This window comes from Neobacillus vireti (assembly GCF_036962465.1).
GTDB classification, from domain to species: Bacteria; Bacillota; Bacilli; order Bacillales; family Cytobacillaceae; genus Neobacillus; species Neobacillus vireti_B.
The window spans coordinates 4,776-26,813 of the sequence record NZ_JBALNF010000008.1; the positions used below are offsets into that span (position 1 = coordinate 4,776).

A 22,038-nucleotide genomic window follows, 5' to 3' on the forward strand; every position below is an offset into this window, starting at 1 on the left:
ATGGCTTTTTTTATTTTTTCTTGGCAACAAAGAAAATTCGTTCTGATTCCTTCATTGGTTCAAACTGTTCAAAATCGGCACTCATCTCAAGTAATTGAAAGCCGGCAGTATCTAACCAGTCTGAATATTGGTCAATCGAATACGTACGCTGATAATGAAGTTCGTCTATGCGATCATATTTCCCGGTCCGTTCGTCCAAAACAAAAAAACTTAATTCATGTTCAACGCTATTGGGATCATCCCCAGGGAAACTATTCCAAATATAAGAAATTTTATCCTCATTTAAGGCGAAGGTTTGGTTAATAAACACGTCGGTCATTTTATAGATAGAATGTACATCAAAAATAAATATCCCATGATCATGTAAATGTTGATGTACATTCAAAAAAGTTGATAGGACATCTTCTTCTGTTTGCAAATAATTTAATGAATCACAAAAGATACCTATGACATCGAATTGCCCTTGTCCTTCCAAATTTGCCATGTCCTGTTGAAAAAACGGGATTTTGACACCCGCTGCCTCCGCTTTTACCTGGGCCACTGATAGCATATCTTCTGATAAGTCAACGCCTGTAACATCAAGGCCTTGTTTAGCAAACCGGACGGAGAGTTCCCCTGTCCCGCAGGCTAGATCCAGCAGGCTGGTTGCTTCAATCTCATATTTGACAAGCATATTTTTAACAAACGATACCCATTGATCATATGGTGCATCCTTCATAAGCTCATCGTAGAGATAGGCAAATTGCTCATAGCTCATGAATTTAACTCACTGAGGATATCAACATGCGGTGCATCGCCCCATAAACGTTCTAAATTGTAATAGCTTCGTTCATCACGGTGGAACACATGGGCTACAACATCACCTAAATCAATCAGCACCCATGTTGCTTCATCAAACCCTTCGATTCTTTTTACGTCATAACCGTTCTCTTGGGCCTTTTCCTTCATTTCTCTTGCAATTGCCTGTACTTGTTTGTCAGAATTACCATGACAAATAATAAAATAATCAGCAATTAACGAAATTCCTTTCATATCCAACGCCAAAATATCTTCTGCACGTTTATCGTCTGCTGCTTTTACCGCAATTTTCAAAAGTTCTTGATTATCCATTCATCAGTCCTCCAGTTTTTGAATTAAGTCGTTATAGGTATAAAATGTTTCCGGATAAATCGTTTGGTTCTTTTTCATTAAGAAAAGAATGGTATTTTGAATGGCTTTTACGAGTGCCTTTTCTAAATTTTCTTTTGCTATTTCTCTTACTTCCTCTACACCTGGAAAATGTCTGCCCGGCTCAATATAATCCGCTAAATAAATGACTTTTTCCAGTAACGTCATATTAGGTCTTCCAGAAGTATGATAGCGGATTGCATCCAGTACCTCTAAATCACGGACACCTGCTTCTTTTTCTACCAGGTATGCACCAACTGGCGCATGCCACAATTCAGTATTAAAAAGAAGCAAGTCCTGTGGAAGTCCTTGTGACTGGATGATTTCTTTCATTTCATCCTTTGAGCGAAACTTGGCATAATCATGAAAAATAGCAGCTATTTCTGCCTTCTTCACATCCGCACCATATTTCTCAGCCAAGCTAATCGATGTTTCCATTACCCCTAATGTGTGCTGATAACGATGTTCTGTTAATTGGATTTTAACTAAGGCTAATGCTTTCTCACGTTCCATATAATTGTTTCTCCTCAATATAATCAATAACCGGATCTGGCAGCAAATAACGAACTGATTTACCTTTTTTCACTCTATCCCTTATCATACTAGAAGACACATCAATAGCTGGTACATCTACATAAAGAATAGGGTAGTCCGTTTGTTGGCTGTATGAAGGTCTCTCAACCCCAACAAATTGAACAAGGTTAATAAGTATATCAATATCATGCCATTTCGGCAAATATTCAATCATATCAGCACCAATTATAAAGAAGAATTGATGATCAGGATACTCAGCGTTAAGTAATTTCATTGTATCAACTGTATAAGAGGGCCCGTTACGATCAAGTTCGATTGGTTGAATACTGAAGGCTGAGTTTCCTGCAATCGCAACCTCGAGCATCCTGAGGCGGTCCTCATCTTTAACCGACTCCGGTTTTTTCTTGTGCGGCGGTTCATGGTTTGGCATAAACCAAATTTTATCAAGCTCAAGTGCCGAAAGAACTTCATTGGCAATCAAAAGATGTCCATAATGGGGCGGGTCAAACGTGCCGCCCAATATTCCAACTTTCTTCATGCAGTCGCCATCCTTTTCCTTGTTTAAGGTCCTTTTTTATGGAAGAGTGATTGTTTTCTTTTCTGTAGACTCTTTATACAAGACAATCGTACTTCCGATAATTTGGACGATTTCTGCGCCTGTGCCGTTTGCCAGCTGCTCAGCTACTTCCGTTTTGTCTTCCTCGCAATTTTGCAAGATACTTATTTTAAAAAGTTCTCTTGCTTCCAAGGCATCCGCTATTTGCTTAATCATATTCTCATTTACGCCGCCTTTACCTACTTGAAAGATCGGATCTAAATGATGTGCCTTTGACCGTAAAAATCTTTTTTGTTTACCTGTTAACATTATTTTCCTCCTAGTTGTCCCAATACATTTTCTTTCATTCGTTGTATATCTGGAAATATACCTGTCCATTTTTCAAAAGCTAGTGCACCCTGATAGACAAACATATCAATACCGTTCTGTACCGTTGCCCCTCTTTCACTGGCTTCATGTAAAAACCTGGTTTCAAGAGGGTTATAGATGATGTCACAAACAACAGTCTGCTTTCTTAAATTTTGCAGACTTAAGGGCTGTTCCGTTATTTTTGGAGACATTCCGATCATCGTTGTTTGTATAAACATATCATAGTCACCCACATGTTTACCTGCTTCTTCAATGGTAAACGCCCTTGAGGAGATCGGATACGGGCATTCCGCAATAAGATCGACGGCATTTTCAATCGTGCGGTTAGCGATGTCAATTTGAATAGGGTTTTCTTTAGCTAAGGTAAAGTAGATGGCTCTTGCGGCGCCACCTGCTCCAATCACTAATATTCTTTTTCCTTTGACTTTAGAAACAATACCATTTAGCCCTTTCAAAAAACCTAAACCATCCGTGTTGTAACCAATCAACTTTCCATCTTGATTAACTACAGTATTTACAGCTCCGATACTAGCGGCTAATTCATCCACTTCATCCAAGAATGGGATGATTTTACTCTTGTGGGGAATGGTGACATTAAAGCCAACGGCTCCTAATGCTCTTAATCCGTTAACAGCATCGTGTAAGTCTTCATCCATTACTTGAAAAGGAAGATAGATGGCATCCATGTTATAAAGCGAAAACAAATCATTGTGCATTGCTGGGGACATGGTATGCCCAATCGGATTACCCAAAACTCCAAATAGCTTTTTCACCTGTTTCTCCACCCTGTTTACATATTCTCTTTAGATTAATGACCTTCGCATTAAAGTTTGGACGCCTTTTGGCACATAGGCAGCCACTTTTGCCCCCGGTTCATTAATCGTAATCCATCCCAGTCCTGAAAAAACAATATCTGTTTTTGCCTCTTTGACGGTAAATTCCTGTTTAACCAACTCCGGAAATAATTCTAATTCATCCGGTCCTGGTGGCGTAAGCAATTCTCCTACATGTTTTTCGTAGAGACTGTCCGCGTTTTCAATTTTTGTGCGGTGAATATTTATTTCGTTTGAAACGTAACAAACAAATGATCTTCTGCCACCCGAAATATAATCAAAACGAGCCAATCCTCCGAAAAACAATGTTTGTCCTTCATTTAATTGAAATACCTTTGGCTTTATTTCTTTCTTGGGTGTAATAACTTTCAAATCTTTTTTATTAATAAAATGTGCCATCTGATGGTGATTGATAATTCCCGGCGAATCAATCAACGATTTTTCATCATCAAGCGGGATTTTAATAATATCTAATGTTGTTCCCGGAAAATGAGACGTTGTAATGACGTCTTCTTCCCCAGTTACTTCTTTAATAATCCGATTAATAAAAGTGGATTTTCCAACATTCGTACAACCGACCACATAGACATCTTTACCATTTCGTAAAACATCAATAGCTGCAGCCGTATCCCTAATATTTAATCCTTTTGCAGCACTAACTAAAAATACTTCTTCTGGTCTAAGCCCTAATTCTCTTGATTCATGCTTCATCCACTGAACTAACTTGGCATGCTTTACAGACTTTGGTAATAAATCGACTTTATTTCCCACAAGTATTACCTTATTGTTACCTACGAACCGGTGTAAGCCTGGAAGCCAGCTTCCGTTAAAATCAAAGATATCGACAATCATGACAATAAGGGCATCAGTCCGGCCTATTTCATTTAAAATTTTTAAAAAGTCATCATCGGTTAAATTAACATCCTGAACCTCATTATAGTGCTTTAACCGAAAACATCTTTGGCATATAATCGTTTCCTTCTCTAAGGCGGAAGAAGGGGCATAGCCCATTTCATTTGGGTTTTCAGTTTGAACTTTTATCCCACAGCCCATACAGATATATTGTTGATCACTCACTTATTAATCCTCCCATTGAAGCATCCCTTTTTTACGGAACCAATTTAAAATCCTTCGTTCCGCAAACCGATTGAATTTTGTCCAAAACCCATCGGATGAGGCGACAGGGACAACTAAAATTGTATGAAATCCGCTGCGGTTTCCACCCAAAACATCAGTTAATAATTGGTCTCCTATAACAACTGCTTCTTCCTTTTTTATTCCCATTTGTTGCACGGCCCGGTGAAACGCGGGCCCCATAGGCTTCCGTGCTCTATAAATAAACGGTATTTTTAGCGGGTCTGAAAAAAACTTGACCCTTTCTTCATTGTTATTGGAAACAATGGTTACCAGGATATTATGTTTTTTTACTTCATCAAACCATTTAATTAATTGAGGAGTGGCACTGGGACGGTCCCATTCTACCAAGGTATTATCTAAATCAGTTATAATCCCTTTAATCCCTCTTACTTTTAATTCTTCAGGTGAAATATCGAGAATGCTTTTCACATGTTCATTCGGTAAAAATTGTTTTAACACTAAGCGTACACCTCATTAGCTCTAAATAAAATGCTGGATGTAGAACCACCATTTTCTTTTCTTGTACCATCATAACCAATTTCCCCCTTTGTTTCAAAAGAAAAAGTGAAACAGCACAAATTTAATCAATAAAAATACTTTATATCTTAGTATCCTTCATATATCGACAATACATGAGATTGAAATACAATTACTTTTTGATTAATTTAATGGATTTGCTGTTTGCGTGTATTTTTATAAAAACTTTTCGACAAAATTCAACATTTTCACCTTCTGTGGATAACCTTATTAACATTATACCCATTGAATAATTTACATTTTATTACTTTATAAACAAATTAATCACAAGTTATCCACTTGAAACTGTGGATAACGAGAACGATTGTTCTAAAGGGATTAATTTGGTAGATTTAGGTTACAGCATTTGAACTTACCAATTTATGTTTTGTTCTTATAAAATAGAACCATTTTTTCTAAATCGGAGGTGGATTCTGATATGCGGAACCTGTCAGATGAATTATTAATTGAATCATATTTTAAAGCAAGAGAGCTCAACTTAAGCCCGGAATTTATTGGTCTCATTGAATCTGAAATGCACCGACGCTCTTTATACAATAAAATCAAAAAGTCTTCTTAATTTTGATACCTGCCCCGTTTGAGGGCTTTTCTTTTTTTACAGCATAAATAACTACAAACGAACAACGGCGCCACTAAAGCGCCGTTTTGAATTACTTTACTAGCATTCCGAGTCTTTCCCCAACCTTTAGCTCTTGCGGGGTATGAAGGGATTCATCCAGTTGAAAAGCTCCTTTTTCAAATAAGAGGACCACGGTCGAACCAAAACTAAAGTAAGCCATTTCCCCGCCCTTTTCCAGCTCGCTGCCCTTGTGAGTAGTCTCAATTGAATTTACAAACATTGCTCCAACCTTCACGATGGCAACATGACCACGGTTTGTTTTCACTTCGGTTATAACTCGATAGTTTTTAGACAGGGCTTCGCGTCCGTATTTTAATCCCCATTTATTAACTGGGTATGATTTTGAACCAAGCTGCCATTGTTTAGTAATAGTCCCATTGACAGGACTATGAATACGATGGTAATGGCTTGGACTCAAATATAAAATCATATATGTACCATTCAGATATTTGGCCAAGGTATCAGGATCACCAAGCATCTCCCCAATTGAATAGGTTTTCCCTTTGACAACGATGTCACTGGTTTCTTTAATGTTCCCTACATCTTCCAAAACGGCATCAACCGGGCTGACTACTGAATCAGCCTGTTGGTCAATTGCCCGGGCCTCTTTTTTTAATGTCCTCACAAAAAGATCATGCAAGGTTGGATAATCAGACAATCCTTTATCTATTTCCTCTAGATTTAATTGATAAATCCTTGCGAAGGATGGGACAACAACACGACTTAACGGTGAACGGGCAAACCTTTTTAAAATCCCAGATGACCACCTTCCATTGGTCAATTCTATTAATAACCGATACAAACCTTGCAACATAACAATACCTCCAAATAGTGTAAAAATACTCTTTACGAAATGACATAAAACCCGTAGAATTAAATAATATAGAATAATCTAGCTTATAATATATTCCCTTCTATTTTTCAAAAAAAAGGAGTGGTGTGGAGAATGTTTTTATTGGATGTATTAGATCTCACAATAAAAAAACTGAAATCGCAAACAGCAAATGTTATTACCATAACGAACCTTTCACTGGGCGGATTTGCAATCGTGCTTGGTATACATGGAAATTTACGTTTAAGCTTATTGCTCATTTTCATTGCCGCTCTAGCCGATCGGTTTGACGGCATGATCGCCAGAAAGTTTAATATCGAATCTGAGCTAGGCAAACAATTAGATTCCATGAGTGATATTATATCATTTGGAGTTGCACCAGCACTATTACTATATCAAGGTATTTTATCTGAATTTGGCGGACCTGGTTCATTTTTTACCGTATTTTACATCGCCTGTGGTGCTTTTCGATTAGCACGATTTAATATTACAGAAAGTAACGGATATTTTACTGGATTGCCAATTACGGCGGCTGGATGCCTGGCAACCTTAAGTTTTCTGGCAATCCCCTACCTCCCTTCACAAACCTTCTTGTTTATTATGATTATTTTATCATTTCTAATGGTAAGTACCTTTAAACTGAAAAAAGTATAATAGCCATAATAACATTAGACAAATTTGACCCTTTTTAGCAGCGAGCTAGAGGGTCATTTTTATTTTTTCTGTATGACTAGTTATTATTTATTTAACACTTGTTGATTGGAGCGGAAATCAACAACCAAGTAAACATACTTTATTTATAAATAAAATTAACAGGACAGACACAATTTTTTGTTTTTTTCATAGGAATTAATAAGTGGGCTAGAGTCCAATAAAGCACGGGGGTGGAGTAGATGACTGGAATCTTAACAGCTCTCGGATATTTAATGAAGGAATTTTTATTTCTTGTATCTTATGTGAAAAATAATGCCTTTCCCCAGCCCCTCTCTGCGGCGGAAGAAAGAAAGTATTTACGGTTAATGGCAGAAGGGGATGCGCACGCACGCAATATGTTAATTGAACACAATTTACGACTTGTCGCTCATATTGTAAAAAAGTTCGAAAATACCGGTGAGGATTCAGAAGATTTGATTTCAATTGGGACGATAGGTTTAATCAAGGCAATCGAGAGCTATTCAGAAGGGAAAGGAACAAAACTGGCAACTTATGCAGCAAGATGTATAGAAAATGAAATTCTAATGCATCTAAGGGCGCTCAAAAAGACGAAAAAGGATGTTTCACTGCATGACCCGATTGGTCAGGATAAAGAAGGCAATGAGATTTCATTAATTGACGTACTGAAATCCGAATCAGAGGATGTGGTAGATACCATTCAACTTAACATGGAGTTAGAAAAAATCAAAAAATATATCGAAGTACTTGATGACAGGGAAAAGGAAGTGATTATTGGCCGCTTCGGACTGGATTTACAAAAAGAAAAAACGCAGCGTGAGATTGCTAAAGAGTTAGGAATATCAAGAAGCTATGTCTCGAGGATTGAAAAACGGGCATTGATGAAAATGTTCCATGAATTTTACCGTGCTGAGAAAGAACGGAAGAAGCGATAACCCAATTTGAACATGAATATTTATAAAGGATTGTTCCAAAAGAGCAGGATTTCTCCTCCTGCCCTTTTGGTTTAGATTTATTTATTTTTACCGTCTTTCAATAAATTGTTCCATGTTTTTCCGCCATCAGTGGATTCATACAAATCATTTTTGTATGTTGTAAAAGCAATCTGTGTTGTATTTTTAGGATTAACTGCCAAATAAGTAATTGGATTATCATAATCAAGAAATGGAATGATCAGATTGACCTGTTCACCAGTTAATGGTGAAATCGTTTTTAATAGGATTTTCTCCTCTTCCACACTGGAAAAAAGAATGGAATCCCCACTGAAGGTTAATGCAGTTACCATGATCGGCCCTGTGATTAGTTTCATGGTGTTCCCGTTATCAGTTGAAAAAAAGATACCAGATCTTGTTGACATGGCCATGGTATTTCCATTAGTCGGATGAACCGCCATCATCCCCATAGAATCAGCAGAAAAATTTTTAAAAGCACTTTTCTTCCATGTCTTCCCGTTATCGGTTGAATAGTTTACACCTAAATTGACAGAACTACTTTGCTCTTCACCAATTACATACAGACCATTTCCTGCGTAACTAGCCGCCGTAAAATGAAAGTTTGCTTTGTCATAAAAAGCCAGCTTCTGAAGGGTTTTTCCCTTATTAACACTTCTAACTAGACCTAGCGGATCATCCAAGCTCGAACCTTTTTGAGGATGGCCGCTTGCTATAAACCCCGTTTTGATCGTCTGAAACCCAATGTAGTCATGTTGATTAGCTGTTGTTTTGTACCATTTTTTATCTTTATAAAATTTTAAACCATCACTTGCGGCTATATATAGAGCAGTGTCGTTGCCAGGATAGCCAATCCCGCGAATATTTTTCAGCTTTATGACCCCTGCTTCTACGATATGAAAAGGCGTTTTATTTTTTGAACTCGTTTCTTTTTTCTCCTGACTCTGATTGGAGCAGCCTGACGTAATTAGCAGTACTCCTAAAAAGAAAGCAAGAAACGTTTTACTATTAAGCTTCATGATATCCTCCTACTAAGAATTCATATTAAACTATGAGATAGTTTTTTGTTAGAAATCGTTATCCATCCACTTATACCCCACTCCCCATACGGTTGTCAAATAATCCTCCACGGGAAATCCGGCTTTCCGTAATTTATCACGTAAATTACGGACATGGGAATCGATCGTCCGATCTTCAGTCAACGCAGCATACCCCCAAATTGTCGTTAAGAGATGCTCACGCGTAAATACCTTATTTTTGTTTTTTAATAAAAGAGCCAGTAAGGAAAACTCCTTTGGCGTGACCGAAATAGGCTGTTGTTTATAGGATACCTGAAAGGAATCTTCGTTTAAGCTTAATTCATTAAAGAAAACCAAACCACCAGAACCCTGTTTCCTTCTTAAAACAGCCTCGATTCGAGCAATCAATTCATCTTCATCAAATGGCTTAGAAATATAATCATCTGCTCCCATGTTTAACCCTTTTATAATATCTGATTTCTCACTGCGCGCTGTTAACATGATGATTGGGATATCCAATTCTTTTCTAATTTCAACGCAGGCTTCCCAGCCGTTCATTTCTGGCATCATGACATCTAATAAAAGAAGATCTGCTTTATCTTCGTGCAAGTACTGAATGGCCTCCGCTGCGGAGGTTCTTTTTATACATTGATACCCTTTTGGTGTTAAATAGAGGGACAGTAGGTCTAGCATTCTTGATTCATCATCCACTAGCAAAATCTTGGTCACTTGGTTTCATCTCCAGCTTTATAAATGTTGATAAAATTATACTATAAACAAGGCCACAAATTTCTAGATTTATTTGTATTAAATTGGACAAACCGTTTACCTGCCGGCAATAGAAGTTCTCATACTTCTTGTTTAAGCCATTTTTATATAAGTGAAAATTAGAGAATTTTTTGATAAATGATTATAATGTAAAAGTACATAATTGAGGAGGTACAACGATGACAGTCAATACATATTCAGAAGTATGGAATCTTGATGTATTTTTTTCAGGAGGAAGTGATTCCGCCGAATTAGAAAACTTTTTAGTTCAAACGGAGGAAAGCATTAAAGGGTTGGAAGAAAAGGTAAAGAATTGGACACCTGTTATTTCAGTGGAGGACACCCACTACCTGCAGGAGCTCTTACGTAATTTAGAAGAGGCAGCGAAGAAGTTAACTCAAGCAGGAGCGTTTGTTGGCTGCTTATTAGCACAAAACACAAAAGATAAAAAGGCCTATTCTCTTGATGCTAAAATAACGAGTTTGGGGGCTGTATTTCATGCTGCATTAGGTTCGCTGGACTATCAATTAACGACGATTGATGATTCCGTCTGGGAGCAGCTAGTGGCTAAGGAGCCGTTAAAAGAATTTAGCTTCGTCCTAACTGAGAGCCGGGAAAAGGCTAAAGAAAAGCTTTCAAAAGAAGAAGAAGCATTAATCAGCACGCTTGAGGTTGACGGCTATCATAGCTGGGGCCAACTATATGATTTAATTGTAAGTAAGATTAAAATCCCTTTTAGTGAAAATGGTATGGAACAACAACTTTCTGTTGGCCAAGCCTTTAATAAATTCTCAAACCCCGACCGCGAAGTTCGGGCTGCGATTTTTAGAAAGTGGGAGCAAGCATGGGGAAATCAAGCAGACATTCTTGCTAAAACGCTTAATCATCTTGCCGGATTCCGGTTAAGTGTTTATCAAAAACGAGGCTGGGAAGATGTTTTAAAAGAGCCGCTCAGCATTAACCGGATGGAGAAAGTCACGTTGGAAACAATGTGGGCAGTGATTTCGGAACATAAACAAAAGCTCGTTGATTATCTGGAGCGCAAGGCTAAACTATTAGGGCTTAAGAAGTTATCCTGGTTCGATTTAGATGCTCCATATGGAAAAACAGAAACAAAGGTACCTTATCAAGAAGGGGCCAAATTCATTGAAGATAACTTTGCCTTGTTTGGCGAAAAGCTTGCTGCTTTTACGAAAAATGCGTTTATCGAACGCTGGATTGAAGCGGAGGATCGTCCAGGGAAAGCACCTGGAGGTTTTTGTACTGATTTTCCCGTGAAAGAACAATCACGAATATTTATGACCTATTCCGGTACGCCATCGAATGTTTCTACACTAGCACATGAACTCGGACATGCCTTTCATTCCTATGCAATGAGGGATGTTCCCTTTCTTAATTGTAACTACGCTATGAATGTGGCCGAAACAGCCTCGACCTTTGCTGAAATGATCGTTGCGGATGCGGCTGTAAAAAACGCTAAGGACGAAGAAGAAAAACTTGCTCTGTTAGATGATAAAATCCAGCGGACTGTTGCCCTGCTCATGAATATACATGCACGCTTCTTGTTTGAGGTTAATTTTTATCAAGAGCGAAAACTTGGAACAGTGGCTGCAGATCGAATCAGTGAATTGATGTTGGCTGCACAAAAAGAAGCTTATGGCGATTCGTTAGAAGAGTATCATCCACTATTTTGGGCTTCGAAGCTTCACTTTTTTATCACGGATGTACCGTTTTATAACTTTCCCTATACATTTGGTTACCTTTTCTCGTTGGGTATTTATGCTCAGGCACTTGAAGAAGGAAAAGGGTATGAGGAAAAATACATTGCTCTGTTAAAAGACACTGCTTCCATGAAGGTAGAGGATTTAGCACGAAAACATTTACAAGTGGATTTAACTCAAAAAGATTTTTGGGAAAAAGCAGTAGGTACATGTCTGGCTGATATAGATGAGTTTATTAAGCTTACAGAGAATAAATAATAATTTCAAAAAAATGAGCATTGGCCATGTATTTGCCAATGCTCATTTTTCTTCTTTATTCTACACTAATCTCTGCTGAAATTACGCAACCAATCGCCCCGGTAATAACGAGAGCCATAACAACCATAAACATCTTCTCCACCCCTTAGAGATCTGTCTTATTCTAATTTGAATTTATCATATTTTCATAGTACCAATCTTAAGGAAAATTGAACATTTTGTTAACACTCACTTTTACTGTTAAGACTGGCAACTTATGACCTCGTTTTTAATTCGTGTTTTTGCTTGTTTTCAGCAGTTTAAATAGTAAAGATAAAAATAAGGTATGCAGCGGCATCTTGTTCTACCTCCTATTTTTTCTTGACTAGGTGGTATCTTTCATACCCCATAAGCTAGCTCCACGGCCTTGCATTAGAAAAAACATCATATAAAAAACCACCTTTCTTCGCGTTTTTTTGTAACAACTACATCATGCGATACATTGAGATTTGCCGGTCTTTATTTTGTTCATAAAGCTTTTCAACCATCTCTTGATGGGCAGCTTCTTGTGTGCTGATTTTTCGTTTAGAGATGGTAATCGTTAAAAATAAGATATTTAGAGTCATTTTGTTTCACATCCTTTTTCAAGCAAATTACATAAACCGATACATGGAAATTTGCCGATCTTTGTTTTTTTCATACAGTTTTTCAATCATTTCCTGGTCAGCCGCTTCTTCAAGGCTATAACTTCTTTTTTTGATTGTAATCGAGAAAAATAGAATATTCAGGGTCATGGACTACACCTCCTTAAATGAGTTTTCTGATAACAGCCGAACCCTAAAGACCGATTGCTCTAAGGTCACAGTTTTACCTTATGCCAAACATATCCATAAAGCTCGTAAAAAGGGCACAAAAAGGCCGCAGGAAGATATCCCCCTGCGGCCAATTGAATATTAGGCACAAAAATACCGCAAGGCGTCATTCTCCCTGCGGCATGGATATGTATTGTCACAATACGCAAATAATGCGCTAAGCAATCCATTCCAATCTGGTCGAATGCGTGTTATTCAAATATGCTGTTTTAACTTCAACGCCAATTGTCGCGGGTGTATTTGCAGTAGGATATAACATCATTGTCTTCGACCTCCTTTGGAATATTTAACTTCATATGGTAATTATATCCACGCTAACTAACTTTGTAAACCTTTTTAGCCAACTTTTTGATAAATAAGTAAAAAGCCCTTTTTGAAATGCAAAAAGGCGCCCCGATAAAAAATCGGGTACGCCTGACGTTTAATTATATAATTCCTCGTTCTCATCTATTTCTAATAGCTTTAGGTGACATTGCTTCGACTGGATAAAAAATAAAATGGATACTGCTATAAACGATGTAGAAGCAAGGACCATCAAATTTAAGGTGAATTCGGTTTTTGTTACAACCGGAATGATAACTCCTAAATAAAAAAAGATTCCAACAGCCAATAAGACAGTTCCGAAACGTTTAAAATCAACCATTTTCTCATACAACACTTTTGTTTGCTGCTTCACTACTTATCACCTGTCTTTCTTAAAATCTACTAACCTACTTTACCACAGATATCGAATCTAAGCCTTATGTAAATATTAGAAAAGGTGACAGGCACCATGTGAAATTTTCACATGGTGCCTGTCACCTTTGGTTGTGTTGATACTATTTTAATGCTTGCGATAGGTCTTCGATTAGGTCTTCGACGTCTTCGATGCCAACGGAGATTCGTACTAGGCCTTCGGTGATGCCAAGTTCAGCTCTTCGTTCAGCAGGGATCGAAGCATGTGTCATTCGTGCTGGTACGGAAATAAGACTCTCGACTGCTCCAAGGCTTTCTGCCAGTGTAAAGTACTTGATCCTGCTCAGGATTTGATCTGCATTTTCGCCGCTGCCAACATCAAAGGAAACCATGCCGCCAAACCCTCTGGCCTGTTTTTTGGCTATCTCATGATTCGGGTGTGTTTCAAGGCCCGGATAAAATACTTTATTAACCTTCGGATGGTTTTGTAAAAACTCTACAATCGCCTTTGTATTGGCTTCTGTTTCCTCCATACGAATTCCTAATGTCTTAATCCCTCGGATTAGTAACCAAGAATCCTGCGGTCCTAACACTCCGCCAGTGGAGTTTTGCACGAAATGGAGATCTTCTGCAAGCTTTTCGCTGTTTACTACAGCTAAACCAGCCACCACATCACTGTGACCGCCAATATACTTTGTCGCACTGTGAAGAACAATATCTGCTCCTAGCTCAAGCGGATTTTGCCAATAAGGGGTGGAAAAAGTATTGTCAACGATTGTTAACAAGTTATGCTTCTTTGCAAGCTTAGCTGCGGCATCAATATCGGTAATCTTTAAAAGAGGGTTGGTTGGTGTTTCGATATAAATTGCCTTCGTATTAGGACGGATTTCACGTTCAATATTTTCCAAATTGCTCGTATCAACAAAGGTTGAATCAATTCCAACCCGTTTTAACACTTTAGTCAGCACACGGAACGTCCCACCGTAGACATCGTCTGTGATGACAACATGATCCCCACTGTTAAACAGCATAAAGACAGCCGTAATGGCCGCCATTCCGGAGCCAAAAGCAAAACCTGCTGTACCGCCTTCAATTTCCTTTATAAGCTCCTCTAACGCGTGTCTGGTTGGATTACCTGTTCGGGAATATTCAAAGCCCTTGTGACCTCCAACCCCTTCCTGCTTATACGTACTTACTTGATAGATTGGGAAAGAGACAGCGCCAGTAGCAGGATCTTCACTGATTCCGCCATGAATTAATCTTGTTTTCGGTTTCAAGCTATATTCCTCCCTCAAAAATCTTCTTACTTAAATAACGTTCACTGCCATCCGGAAAAATAACCACAATATTGGTCCCTGCTTTTGCAGTCTTTGCCTCTTCCAAAGCAGCATAGAAGGCTGCACCTGAAGAACTTCCACAAAGCAGTCCCTCCTGCATAGCTAATTCCTTCACCAGACGAAAGGAATCATCATCTGAAACAGTATAAATCGCATTAAAATAAGCGGGATCCATATAGCCTGGTAGAAATTCCATCCCAATTCCCTCTGTCTTGTGGGGACCAGTCTCTCCGCCGTTTAATATTGATCCTTCTGGTTCCACGATAACAGTCTTAACGGCTTGGCTCTGATCCTTTAAAAACCGGGCAGTCCCCATAAAGGTTCCGCCCGTACCCGCGCCAGCCACAAAAACATGAACATGCCCATCCATTTGTTCCCAAATTTCAGGTCCAAGTGTTTTGTAATAGGTTTCAGGGTTAGCGGGATTCCCAAATTGCCGCGGGCAATAGGAACCCGGGATCTCTTTTAAAAGCTCGTCAGCTTTAGCTATTGCTCCCTTCATCCCCTGTTCTGTTGGAGTATGAACGACCTTAGCTCCCAGTGCTTTCATTAATTCCTGTTTTTCGATACTAAATTTCTCTGGTACACACAAAATAACCTGTATGCCTTTATTAATCGCGGCAAGAGCCAGGCCAATTCCGGTATTTCCAGCAGTGGGTTCAATGACAGTACCGCCAGGCTTTAGTTTCCCGCTCGAAAATGCCTCTTGTAAAAGTTCGATTCCAAGGCGGTCCTTGACACTTCCCCCTGGGTTCATGAATTCAAGCTTTGCAAAAATACGAACGCCTTCAGGCAAAGAAAATTGTGTAATTTCAACCATAGGTGTATGCCCAATTAATTCATGGACGTTTTTGTAAAACTGCATTGCTCCACCCCTAAATACTATTTTAAGGCAGCGACCATTTTCATAACCAAAGTAGCAGAATTAGTTGCCGCTTTGTCGATAAACTGATCAAATGAGATTTCAGACTCTTTTCCGGCAATGTCGGAAAGCGAACGAATAATAACAAATGGAACTTCAAAACGGTGGGCCACTTGTGCAATTGCTGCAGCTTCCATTTCTACCGCCTGAAGGTCCGTAAATTTTGACCGAACGAACTCAACCCTGTTTGGATCTTCCATAAAGGAGTCACCAGTTACGATTAATCCCTTAACAATTTGAAAATTTTCAAGTCCTCTCGCCGCAGATTCAGCCACAGAAATTAATTTGTCATCCGCTAAAAAAGCAGCAGGAAGCTGAGGTACCTGGCCATATTCATATCCAAAGGCAGTAACATCCACATCGTGATGACGGACTTCTGTTGATATAACGGCGTCCCCAACGTTTAAGGAAGGATTAAATCCTCCTGCTGAACCGGTATTGATGATGCAATCAGGCTTATATTTTTCAAGCAGGATCGTCGTCGACATCGCCGCATTCACTTTCCCAATACCGGAACGCAGTAAAATGACCTCTGAATCATGCATGTTGCCAAATGTAAACTCGCAGCCGGCTACCGTTTCTTGCGTTTGACCCTTGATATTTTCTCGTAGTAAGGTTACTTCTTCTTCCATTGCTCCAATTATTGCAATCTTCATAAATGACCTCTTTCTTTTTTGAACCAGCCATTAACCTGAAAACGAAAACATGTAAAACGTGATTGTTTTATTGTATTCAATTATGTAGTGTCGGGTTAGTGCTGGCACTTGTTTTTTATTTTCGCATTTATACGATTATAATCTTCCTCTGATTTCGCTATCGTATCCGCAAACCCTATTCTATCACCATTAAAAACAACCTGCTAGATTAATGACAAAGCAATTGTATACAAACAAGAAAATAACTAAAATGAAACATAGGGAAAGGGGGATTTACTTGATGAATTTTCAGCTCGACTTTATTGAGGATAAGGTAGAATTTTTCGAAGCCACTAATTTACAGACATTACAGAAAAAGATTGAATCACAAATTGATGAAAATCGTGCCATTATGTTAGCCGTACATTCTGTTTCACATCAAATGCATGTCAACGAAAACGGTCAAACTTATTTTACAGCTGTTGTGCATTTTAAAAAGAAATAGGATGGTGCTAGTAAGCGCACCATCCTATTTTCATTATTGTTGTTCAACATTTGTAGGAACATAGCCTTGGCCATCCACCCATTTTATATAAACCTTAAATTTCTGTTTCGTATCTTTAGCAGTAACTGTCCCAATGGCCGCATTAGTAGTAGACTTATCACTGCCAAGCCAATTTACGGTCATATTGCTTTGGTCTAGACCTGTTGCTTTGGAAATGGCAGCTAACATCGCCTGCCAATCCTCACCCTCAAATGTCATTTTATGCTCGCCTGTTTGAGTTGTACTTCCATCATCAGTAACCACTGCCTGTGTATCTTCTGGCTGTTCAGGTGTGGTTGCTTCTTCACTTTCTTGTTCGGCTGCTGTTTGATCCTCTGAAGAAGAACTGTCATCACTTGATACAGTATCATCCTTTGTCTTTTCATCGGTTGTTGTTTTTTTCTCTTTTGTTTTTTCTTTATTGGTAGTTTTTGTTTGTTCCGTTTTTGGGCTAACCGTTTTTGATGACGAAGCATTATCATTTCCTGATGAAAATATATTATATGCAACAAAGATAATTAATAGCAGGACAACCACAATCAAAGTATTTAAAACGACATTTGTTTTTTTTCGTTTCGCTCGATAACCAGAACGAGAATTGGAATCTTTGCTCAAAATTTTTCCCTCCTATAAAATAAGGCTCTTCATATTCTAACATGATTTATAGAGAACTTGAAGGGAAAACCTACTTTCTTCTTTCGTCATGATCATTTTCATAGAGCAGCTTGACCATGTCAGCAAATAACAAATTAACCCCGCCCTCGGAATCATACACATCTAAATTTACAGCAACAAGTGCATATTTTGGATCTTTGTAGGGAAAATACCCGGCAAACCATTTATTATGAAGCTGCTTACCCGCCACATATTTTCCTGTTTCAGCTGTACCTGATTTTCCGGCTACTTCATATGGTAAATCCTTAAACCATCTTCCAGTACCATTGGGGCTTGTAACAACCTCGCGAAGCAATTTTTGGAGCCGCATGGTGGTATAAGGAGAGATGCTATCTCCCTGTAGGCTTTGAACTGGAAAATCGACCATCGTTGTCCCATTCTTATACTCAATTTTTGATACCGCCCTGACCATTTCCTTTTTTCCTCCTCTAGCAATGGTTGCCATCATGTTAGCAACCGCTAAAGGGGTAGCACGGACCTCATTTTGTCCGATCCCGGACATAGCTGCCATATTAGCATCCTTTCTCGCCTCGTCGGATACAAAGACTCTGCCCTTATCTTCGTCAGGAAGCTGCTTAAAATTACTGGTATGATAGACATCTCCCTGCCAGCCAACAGTGTTCGTTAAGGATAATTTGTCAGCATACTCCTCTAATAGATGGGGGTCCTTTTTTAGTAATTCTTTTGCCAATTCACCAAAGGTTCGGTTGCAGCTCCTTGCAAAGCTATTGGTAAAATCCAACATTCCATAATTATATTTTAGTTCCGGTTTTCCATTTATCTTTTTACTGCAATCAAATTGACGTGCAGGGTTAACGAGGTTATGGTCAATTGCTGCCGCTGCAACGACGGTTTTAAACACAGAGCCCATAATCTGCTGCTTCAACATCTTATTGGTGATCCCTGCACCGCTATATGGATCTTTTTTATTAATAACAGGACGAGAAACCATTGCAAGTACGCTATTGTCTTCAATATTCAGAAGGACAAGGCCGCCTTTTTTTATTTGGTACTTGTCTACTAATTCCTCTGCTCTCTGCTGAATACTTTTATCAATAGTGGTACGTACATTAACAGGATAAAATGGATTGGCAGGATCGACATACTTAACATTGATTCCAAATAAAGGACCGCCAGAACCGTCGACATGGTATACAAGCTTAGATTTTCCTTCAGGCAGCAAAAATTCATCAAAGCTCTCCTCCAGCCCAGAAACACCCAATAAGGTCTTCTCAGATAATTCCTTAGTAGGATAACGCTTTTTCACTTCTTTTGGATTTTCACCTGTCAAACCAATTAATTGTTCTGCAGGTACTTGAGAACGCTCAAACTTCTTTTCTATCGCAAAAACACCAGGAATATTTAATTGATTCACTCGCTCCATTTGTGATGCAGTTAACTCCAAGGGCTGTGGATCACCATAGGCAAACGGCTTTTTCGCACCTTTTACAGCATTTTTAAGGACACTTTCTGGGATTCCGGTAATGTCAGAAACCTTGTTAGCATCCCAATCGATTTTTTTTAAAAAAGGAAACAGAACAAGGACGGAAACCTTTTTATGGGTAAGCATTTCTCCATTCCGGTCGAGAAAATTTCCTCTGCCATTATCAATCACTAACTCTTGTGTTCTTTGCTTGACACTTTCCTCAAGTAAATTAACGTTATGCTTTGAAAATGTCTCTGTTTCCATTAATTGAATTTCCATAAGCCGGACTAAAAGCAGTGCCAGTCCTGTAATACAGATAAAAAGCCATCCAAGTGCCCGTCTTTTCCACATAAAAAAACACCTCGTCAAAAGTTTTGACGAGGTGAGAGGTTTTCAAACCATTATTAATTATTTAATGGAAACAATACGAACGCTCATTTCTCCGCCTGGAGTTTGAACCGTTACTTGGTCGCCCACTTTTTTCCCTAAAAGACTTTTCGCAATAGGTGAATCGTTTGAGATTTTTCCTTCAAACGGATCAGCCTCTGCACTGCCGACGATGGAATACGTTTCTTCTTCGCCATCTGGAAGCTCAATAAAGGTAACAGAACGCCCTAGAGCAACTGAATCTCCTGCCATTTCACTCTCAGCAATAATCTTAGCATTACGAATCATATTTTCTAATGTTGTAATCCGGCCCTCTACAAATGCTTGCTCTTCTTTCGCAGAATCGTACTCGGAGTTTTCAGATAAATCACCAAAGCTTCTGGCAATTTTAATTCTTTCCACCACTTCTTTACGTTTAACTGATTTTAAGTATTCAAGCTCTTGTACTAGTTTTTCTTTACCTGCTTGTGTCATTGGAAATACTTTCTCTGTAGCCAAAACCCTCACTCCTTCTAGTCTTCACAATCCCCCAATAGAATTGTGTATGTAATTTTATGTAGGTATTGTACCATACGGTAAATACATAGTAGCGCGTCCTTTCAAAAAAGGGCGCGCACTATACTATTTATTTTCGTCTATTCTGTTGCTATTGTGTCATAAAAATGACTTTTGTTCAAGAATTGTTTGAATTTTAGTGACCATTAAATCAATTGCCACATGATTTTGACCGCCCTCAGGGATAATGATATCTGCATAGCGTTTAGTTGGTTCAATAAATTGATTATGCATCGGCCGGACAACATTTAAATATTGATCAATGACGGAATCAAACGTGCGGCCGCGTTCTCGAATATCCCGCTCTAACCGGCGGATAATTCTTAAATCGGCATCTGTATCAACGTACAACTTTATATCCATTAAATTGCGAAGCCGCTCATCCTCAAGCACTAAAATCCCTTCAAGGATAATCACTTCTTTAGGTTCAACAGGTATTACCTTATCAGAGCGTGTATGAATCGAATAATCGTAAACAGGTTTATCGATTGCTTCATAACGTAAAAGCTTCTCAATATGATTAATCAGCAGGTCATTATCAAAGGCAAGCGGATGATCATAATTTGTTTTTAATCGTTGCTCAAATGGAACATTTTGCTGATCTTTATAATAATAATCCTGTTCCAGAACTAAGATAGAGAGATCTTTCAAACTTTCATAGATCGCATTTGTTACACTGGTTTTTCCGGAGCCGGAGCCGCCCGTTACACCAATAACAACCGGTTTGCGCATTATGCGTTCTCCTTTCGCATCATGTTGTTAGGGTATACCGGTTTGTCCAATTTAAATTGTACAATCTGAAGTGGGTGTCTAGCTGCGTCCAATTCATTCCCTTTTTCATCCCAAATTTTATCAACTACATGTGTAAAGTTTTCAATTTCAGGACCAAAGAATTCCACTTCATCCCCTGGTTTAAAATGATTCCGCTGCTGCAAGGTTACAATTTGTGTTTCCTCGTTATAATCCAACACAAGTCCTACAAATTCAAAGTTTGTCTTCTTGCTATGATTACCAAACATTTGCTCTTTATACCCAGGAATTCCTTCAAAAAAGGCTGGAGCTGTTTCTCGGTTTGCACACTTGTCAAGCTCTTCCAGCCATTCTTTTTTAATCACAAAATTCTCAGGATCGGCACAATAGGCATCAATGACTTTACGATAAACACTAACAACCGTAGCAATATAATGAATTGATTTCATGCGGCCTTCAATTTTTAAACTATCGATTCCAAGCTCAATCATGTTCGGAATGGCCTTAATTAGGTTAAGGTCTTTTGGGCTCATCGCAAATGGAGCGTCCGCTTCGCCAAACAGGGCAGTCTCCTGATCCGCGCCCTCGAGCTTATACAAATCATAATCCCAGCGGCATGATTGACAGCAGCCGCCTCGGTTTGAGTCCCTTGCTGTCATGTGATTACTTAAAGTACAACGGCCGGAATAGGCAATACACATCGCCCCATGGATAAAGGTCTCAATTTCAACATCAACCTTTTCCTTCATCTCTCTAATTTCATCTGCTCCAACCTCACGAGCTAACACAACTCGCTCTGCTCCTGCTTCTTTCCAAAACTGAGCAGCCTTCCAGTTAGAAAGCGATTGCTGGGTACTAATATGAATTTCAATTTCAGGAGCCAGCCGGCGGCATGTTTCAATAATCAGCGGATCAGCAACGATAATTCCTGCGATTCCGGTTTCCTTTAGGCCAAGAATATATTCTTCTAAGCCTTCTATATTTTCATTGTGAGCAAAAATGTTCGTTGTCACATAAATTTTAGCACCGTATTTCTTGGCAAAGTCTACCCCTTCTTTCATATCTTCGAAGGTAAAGTTATCAGCATTCGAACGAAGTCCATATTCCTGGCCGCCGATAAAAACAGCGTCAGCACCATAATGAACAGCAATTTTTAATTTTTCAAGATTGCCTGCTGGAGCAAGGAGTTCCGGCTTCTTTACAATGACACGTTTTCCATCGATTAGTTCAGAAATTTTGTCTGTAACGGTATTCACGATTGAACCCCTCCCAATTAATTATTTCTTTATATTTAACTGCATTGCCTGGT

Annotated in this window: 27 protein-coding genes; 5 read left to right on the forward strand and 22 right to left on the reverse strand. The window is 38.8% G+C overall.

The annotated features are described in order from the left end of the window. Positions 1-10: 10 nt before the first annotated feature. Genes V7077_RS03370 through V7077_RS03405 form a run of 8 tightly spaced genes read right to left on the reverse strand, consistent with a single transcriptional unit; the run spans position 11 to position 5,055 of the window. A complete protein-coding gene (locus V7077_RS03370; RefSeq protein WP_335498440.1) occupies positions 11-757 on the reverse strand; it encodes a class I SAM-dependent DNA methyltransferase in 747 nt (248 codons plus the stop codon). Next, positions 754-1,110 (reverse strand): ribosome silencing factor, encoded by a 357-nt coding sequence (rsfS, locus tag V7077_RS03375; RefSeq protein WP_335498441.1) that lies wholly within the window; start codon positions 1,108-1,110, stop codon positions 754-756. Before rsfS ends, V7077_RS03370 begins: the two co-directional genes overlap by 4 nt. A 3-nt stretch (positions 1,111-1,113) precedes the next feature. Then, a complete protein-coding gene (gene yqeK, locus V7077_RS03380; RefSeq protein WP_335498442.1) occupies positions 1,114-1,680 on the reverse strand; it encodes a bis(5'-nucleosyl)-tetraphosphatase (symmetrical) YqeK in 567 nt (188 codons plus the stop codon). Next, the gene (locus tag V7077_RS03385) at positions 1,670-2,239 is read right to left on the reverse strand and encodes a nicotinate-nucleotide adenylyltransferase (RefSeq protein ID WP_335498443.1); all 570 of its coding nucleotides are present in this window, start codon (positions 2,237-2,239) and stop codon (positions 1,670-1,672) included. The genes yqeK and V7077_RS03385 overlap by 11 nt, the downstream gene beginning before the upstream one ends. Positions 2,240-2,275: 36 nt before the next feature. Next, positions 2,276-2,566, reverse strand: coding sequence for a ribosome assembly RNA-binding protein YhbY (yhbY, locus tag V7077_RS03390; RefSeq protein ID WP_335498444.1), 291 nt, complete (start codon positions 2,564-2,566; stop codon positions 2,276-2,278). Further along, entirely contained in the window at positions 2,566-3,399 is an 834-nt protein-coding gene (gene aroE / locus V7077_RS03395; protein ID WP_335498446.1) for a shikimate dehydrogenase, read from the reverse strand. Before aroE ends, yhbY begins: the two co-directional genes overlap by 1 nt. 30 nt (positions 3,400-3,429) lie before the next feature. Then, entirely contained in the window at positions 3,430-4,536 is a 1,107-nt protein-coding gene (gene yqeH / locus V7077_RS03400; RefSeq protein WP_335498447.1) for a ribosome biogenesis GTPase YqeH, read from the reverse strand. Positions 4,537-4,539: 3 nt separating this feature from the next. Next, on the reverse strand, positions 4,540-5,055 hold the full coding sequence (locus tag V7077_RS03405; protein WP_335498448.1) for a YqeG family HAD IIIA-type phosphatase: 516 nt from the start codon (positions 5,053-5,055) through the stop codon (positions 4,540-4,542). Positions 5,056-5,551: 496 nt separating this feature from the next. Between V7077_RS03405 and V7077_RS03410 the strand changes: the two genes are divergently transcribed. Further along, entirely contained in the window at positions 5,552-5,692 is a 141-nt protein-coding gene (locus tag V7077_RS03410) for a sporulation histidine kinase inhibitor Sda (RefSeq protein ID WP_215043785.1), read from the forward strand. Positions 5,693-5,783: 91 nt separating this feature from the next. On the opposite strand, the gene V7077_RS03415 is transcribed toward V7077_RS03410, so the two are convergent. After that, a complete protein-coding gene (locus V7077_RS03415) occupies positions 5,784-6,566 on the reverse strand; it encodes a phosphatidylserine decarboxylase (RefSeq protein ID WP_335498449.1) in 783 nt (260 codons plus the stop codon). A 132-nt stretch (positions 6,567-6,698) separates the two neighbouring features. Between V7077_RS03415 and pssA the strand changes: the two genes are divergently transcribed. Both pssA and sigK read left to right on the forward strand, forming a co-directional pair. Next, positions 6,699-7,238, forward strand: a complete 540-nt coding sequence (gene pssA, locus V7077_RS03420) for a CDP-diacylglycerol--serine O-phosphatidyltransferase (protein ID WP_335498450.1) — start codon at positions 6,699-6,701, stop codon at positions 7,236-7,238. Between the two features lie 239 nt (positions 7,239-7,477). Continuing rightward, positions 7,478-8,191 (forward strand): RNA polymerase sporulation sigma factor SigK, encoded by a 714-nt coding sequence (gene sigK, locus V7077_RS03425; RefSeq protein WP_215043791.1) that lies wholly within the window; start codon positions 7,478-7,480, stop codon positions 8,189-8,191. Positions 8,192-8,268: 77 nt separating this feature from the next. Here sigK and V7077_RS03430 read toward each other — a convergent pair whose 3' ends face one another. Both V7077_RS03430 and V7077_RS03435 read right to left on the reverse strand, forming a co-directional pair. After that, positions 8,269-9,225 (reverse strand): F510_1955 family glycosylhydrolase, encoded by a 957-nt coding sequence (locus tag V7077_RS03430; protein ID WP_335498452.1) that lies wholly within the window; start codon positions 9,223-9,225, stop codon positions 8,269-8,271. Between the two features lie 48 nt (positions 9,226-9,273). After that, positions 9,274-9,954, reverse strand: coding sequence for a response regulator transcription factor (locus tag V7077_RS03435; protein ID WP_335498453.1), 681 nt, complete (start codon positions 9,952-9,954; stop codon positions 9,274-9,276). A gap of 218 nt (positions 9,955-10,172) precedes the next feature. Here V7077_RS03435 and V7077_RS03440 point away from each other — a divergent pair, with 218 nt between their 5' ends. Further along, positions 10,173-11,972, forward strand: coding sequence for a M3 family oligoendopeptidase (locus V7077_RS03440; protein WP_335498454.1), 1,800 nt, complete (start codon positions 10,173-10,175; stop codon positions 11,970-11,972). A 464-nt stretch (positions 11,973-12,436) separates the two neighbouring features. Here V7077_RS03440 and V7077_RS03445 read toward each other — a convergent pair whose 3' ends face one another. The 6 genes from V7077_RS03445 to mtnN form a co-directional block, all read right to left on the reverse strand. Continuing rightward, positions 12,437-12,577 (reverse strand): YrzI family small protein, encoded by a 141-nt coding sequence (locus tag V7077_RS03445; protein WP_215043800.1) that lies wholly within the window; start codon positions 12,575-12,577, stop codon positions 12,437-12,439. A gap of 27 nt (positions 12,578-12,604) precedes the next feature. Then, entirely contained in the window at positions 12,605-12,745 is a 141-nt protein-coding gene (locus tag V7077_RS03450) for a YrzI family small protein (protein ID WP_335498455.1), read from the reverse strand. 499 nt (positions 12,746-13,244) lie between these two features. Then, positions 13,245-13,499, reverse strand: a complete 255-nt coding sequence (locus V7077_RS03455) for a YrhC family protein (protein ID WP_335498456.1) — start codon at positions 13,497-13,499, stop codon at positions 13,245-13,247. 142 nt (positions 13,500-13,641) lie between these two features. Continuing rightward, positions 13,642-14,775 carry a bifunctional cystathionine gamma-lyase/homocysteine desulfhydrase gene (locus tag V7077_RS03460; protein WP_335498457.1) on the reverse strand — a complete coding sequence of 378 codons (1,134 nt, stop codon included), beginning with the start codon at positions 14,773-14,775 and terminating at the stop codon, positions 13,642-13,644. A gap of 1 nt (position 14,776) precedes the next feature. Beyond that, entirely contained in the window at positions 14,777-15,700 is a 924-nt protein-coding gene (locus V7077_RS03465) for a PLP-dependent cysteine synthase family protein (RefSeq protein ID WP_335498458.1), read from the reverse strand. A 17-nt stretch (positions 15,701-15,717) separates the two neighbouring features. Then, positions 15,718-16,413 carry a 5'-methylthioadenosine/S-adenosylhomocysteine nucleosidase gene (mtnN, locus tag V7077_RS03470; RefSeq protein WP_335498460.1) on the reverse strand — a complete coding sequence of 232 codons (696 nt, stop codon included), beginning with the start codon at positions 16,411-16,413 and terminating at the stop codon, positions 15,718-15,720. A 280-nt stretch (positions 16,414-16,693) separates the two neighbouring features. Between mtnN and V7077_RS03475 the strand changes: the two genes are divergently transcribed. Next, complete coding sequence (locus V7077_RS03475; protein WP_335498461.1) at positions 16,694-16,897, forward strand: DUF2536 family protein; 204 nt, start codon at positions 16,694-16,696, stop codon at positions 16,895-16,897. A gap of 33 nt (positions 16,898-16,930) precedes the next feature. Here V7077_RS03475 and V7077_RS03480 read toward each other — a convergent pair whose 3' ends face one another. The 5 genes from V7077_RS03480 to V7077_RS03500 form a co-directional block, all read right to left on the reverse strand. Further along, positions 16,931-17,551 carry a YrrS family protein gene (locus V7077_RS03480; RefSeq protein WP_335498462.1) on the reverse strand — a complete coding sequence of 207 codons (621 nt, stop codon included), beginning with the start codon at positions 17,549-17,551 and terminating at the stop codon, positions 16,931-16,933. A 70-nt stretch (positions 17,552-17,621) separates the two neighbouring features. Further along, entirely contained in the window at positions 17,622-19,388 is a 1,767-nt protein-coding gene (locus V7077_RS03485; RefSeq protein ID WP_335498463.1) for a peptidoglycan D,D-transpeptidase FtsI family protein, read from the reverse strand. Between the two features lie 57 nt (positions 19,389-19,445). Continuing rightward, positions 19,446-19,922: a transcription elongation factor GreA gene (greA, locus tag V7077_RS03490; RefSeq protein WP_215043817.1), complete on the reverse strand. Its 477-nt coding sequence runs from the start codon at positions 19,920-19,922 to the stop codon at positions 19,446-19,448. 156 nt (positions 19,923-20,078) lie between these two features. Next, positions 20,079-20,714 (reverse strand): uridine kinase, encoded by a 636-nt coding sequence (udk, locus tag V7077_RS03495; protein ID WP_235744430.1) that lies wholly within the window; start codon positions 20,712-20,714, stop codon positions 20,079-20,081. After that, complete coding sequence (locus V7077_RS03500) at positions 20,711-21,985, reverse strand: peptidase U32 family protein (RefSeq protein ID WP_335498464.1); 1,275 nt, start codon at positions 21,983-21,985, stop codon at positions 20,711-20,713. The genes udk and V7077_RS03500 overlap by 4 nt, the downstream gene beginning before the upstream one ends. Between the last annotated feature and the right edge of the window lie 53 nt (positions 21,986-22,038).

Excerpts from the sequence above, each read along its gene's own strand:
- V7077_RS03370 (WP_335498440.1), bottom strand. The coding sequence starts at position 757 with ATGAGCTATGAGCAATTTGCCTATCTCTACGATGAGCTTATGAAGGAT.
- rsfS (WP_335498441.1), bottom strand. The coding sequence starts at position 1,110 with ATGGATAATCAAGAACTTTTGAAAATTGCGGTAAAAGCAGCAGACGAT.
- yqeK (WP_335498442.1), bottom strand. The coding sequence starts at position 1,680 with ATGGAACGTGAGAAAGCATTAGCCTTAGTTAAAATCCAATTAACAGAA.
- V7077_RS03385 (WP_335498443.1), bottom strand. The coding sequence starts at position 2,239 with ATGAAGAAAGTTGGAATATTGGGCGGCACGTTTGACCCGCCCCATTAT.
- yhbY (WP_335498444.1), bottom strand. The coding sequence starts at position 2,566 with ATGTTAACAGGTAAACAAAAAAGATTTTTACGGTCAAAGGCACATCAT.
- V7077_RS03410 (WP_215043785.1), top strand. The coding sequence starts at position 5,552 with ATGCGGAACCTGTCAGATGAATTATTAATTGAATCATATTTTAAAGCA.
- V7077_RS03415 (WP_335498449.1), bottom strand. The coding sequence starts at position 6,566 with ATGTTGCAAGGTTTGTATCGGTTATTAATAGAATTGACCAATGGAAGG.
- pssA (WP_335498450.1), top strand. The coding sequence starts at position 6,699 with ATGTTTTTATTGGATGTATTAGATCTCACAATAAAAAAACTGAAATCG.
- sigK (WP_215043791.1), top strand. The coding sequence starts at position 7,478 with ATGACTGGAATCTTAACAGCTCTCGGATATTTAATGAAGGAATTTTTA.
- V7077_RS03430 (WP_335498452.1), bottom strand. The coding sequence starts at position 9,225 with ATGAAGCTTAATAGTAAAACGTTTCTTGCTTTCTTTTTAGGAGTACTG.
- V7077_RS03440 (WP_335498454.1), top strand. The coding sequence starts at position 10,173 with ATGACAGTCAATACATATTCAGAAGTATGGAATCTTGATGTATTTTTT.
- V7077_RS03445 (WP_215043800.1), bottom strand. The coding sequence starts at position 12,577 with ATGACTCTAAATATCTTATTTTTAACGATTACCATCTCTAAACGAAAA.
- V7077_RS03450 (WP_335498455.1), bottom strand. The coding sequence starts at position 12,745 with ATGACCCTGAATATTCTATTTTTCTCGATTACAATCAAAAAAAGAAGT.
- V7077_RS03465 (WP_335498458.1), bottom strand. The coding sequence starts at position 15,700 with ATGCAGTTTTACAAAAACGTCCATGAATTAATTGGGCATACACCTATG.
- mtnN (WP_335498460.1), bottom strand. The coding sequence starts at position 16,413 with ATGAAGATTGCAATAATTGGAGCAATGGAAGAAGAAGTAACCTTACTA.
- V7077_RS03475 (WP_335498461.1), top strand. The coding sequence starts at position 16,694 with ATGAATTTTCAGCTCGACTTTATTGAGGATAAGGTAGAATTTTTCGAA.
- V7077_RS03485 (WP_335498463.1), bottom strand. The coding sequence starts at position 19,388 with ATGTGGAAAAGACGGGCACTTGGATGGCTTTTTATCTGTATTACAGGA.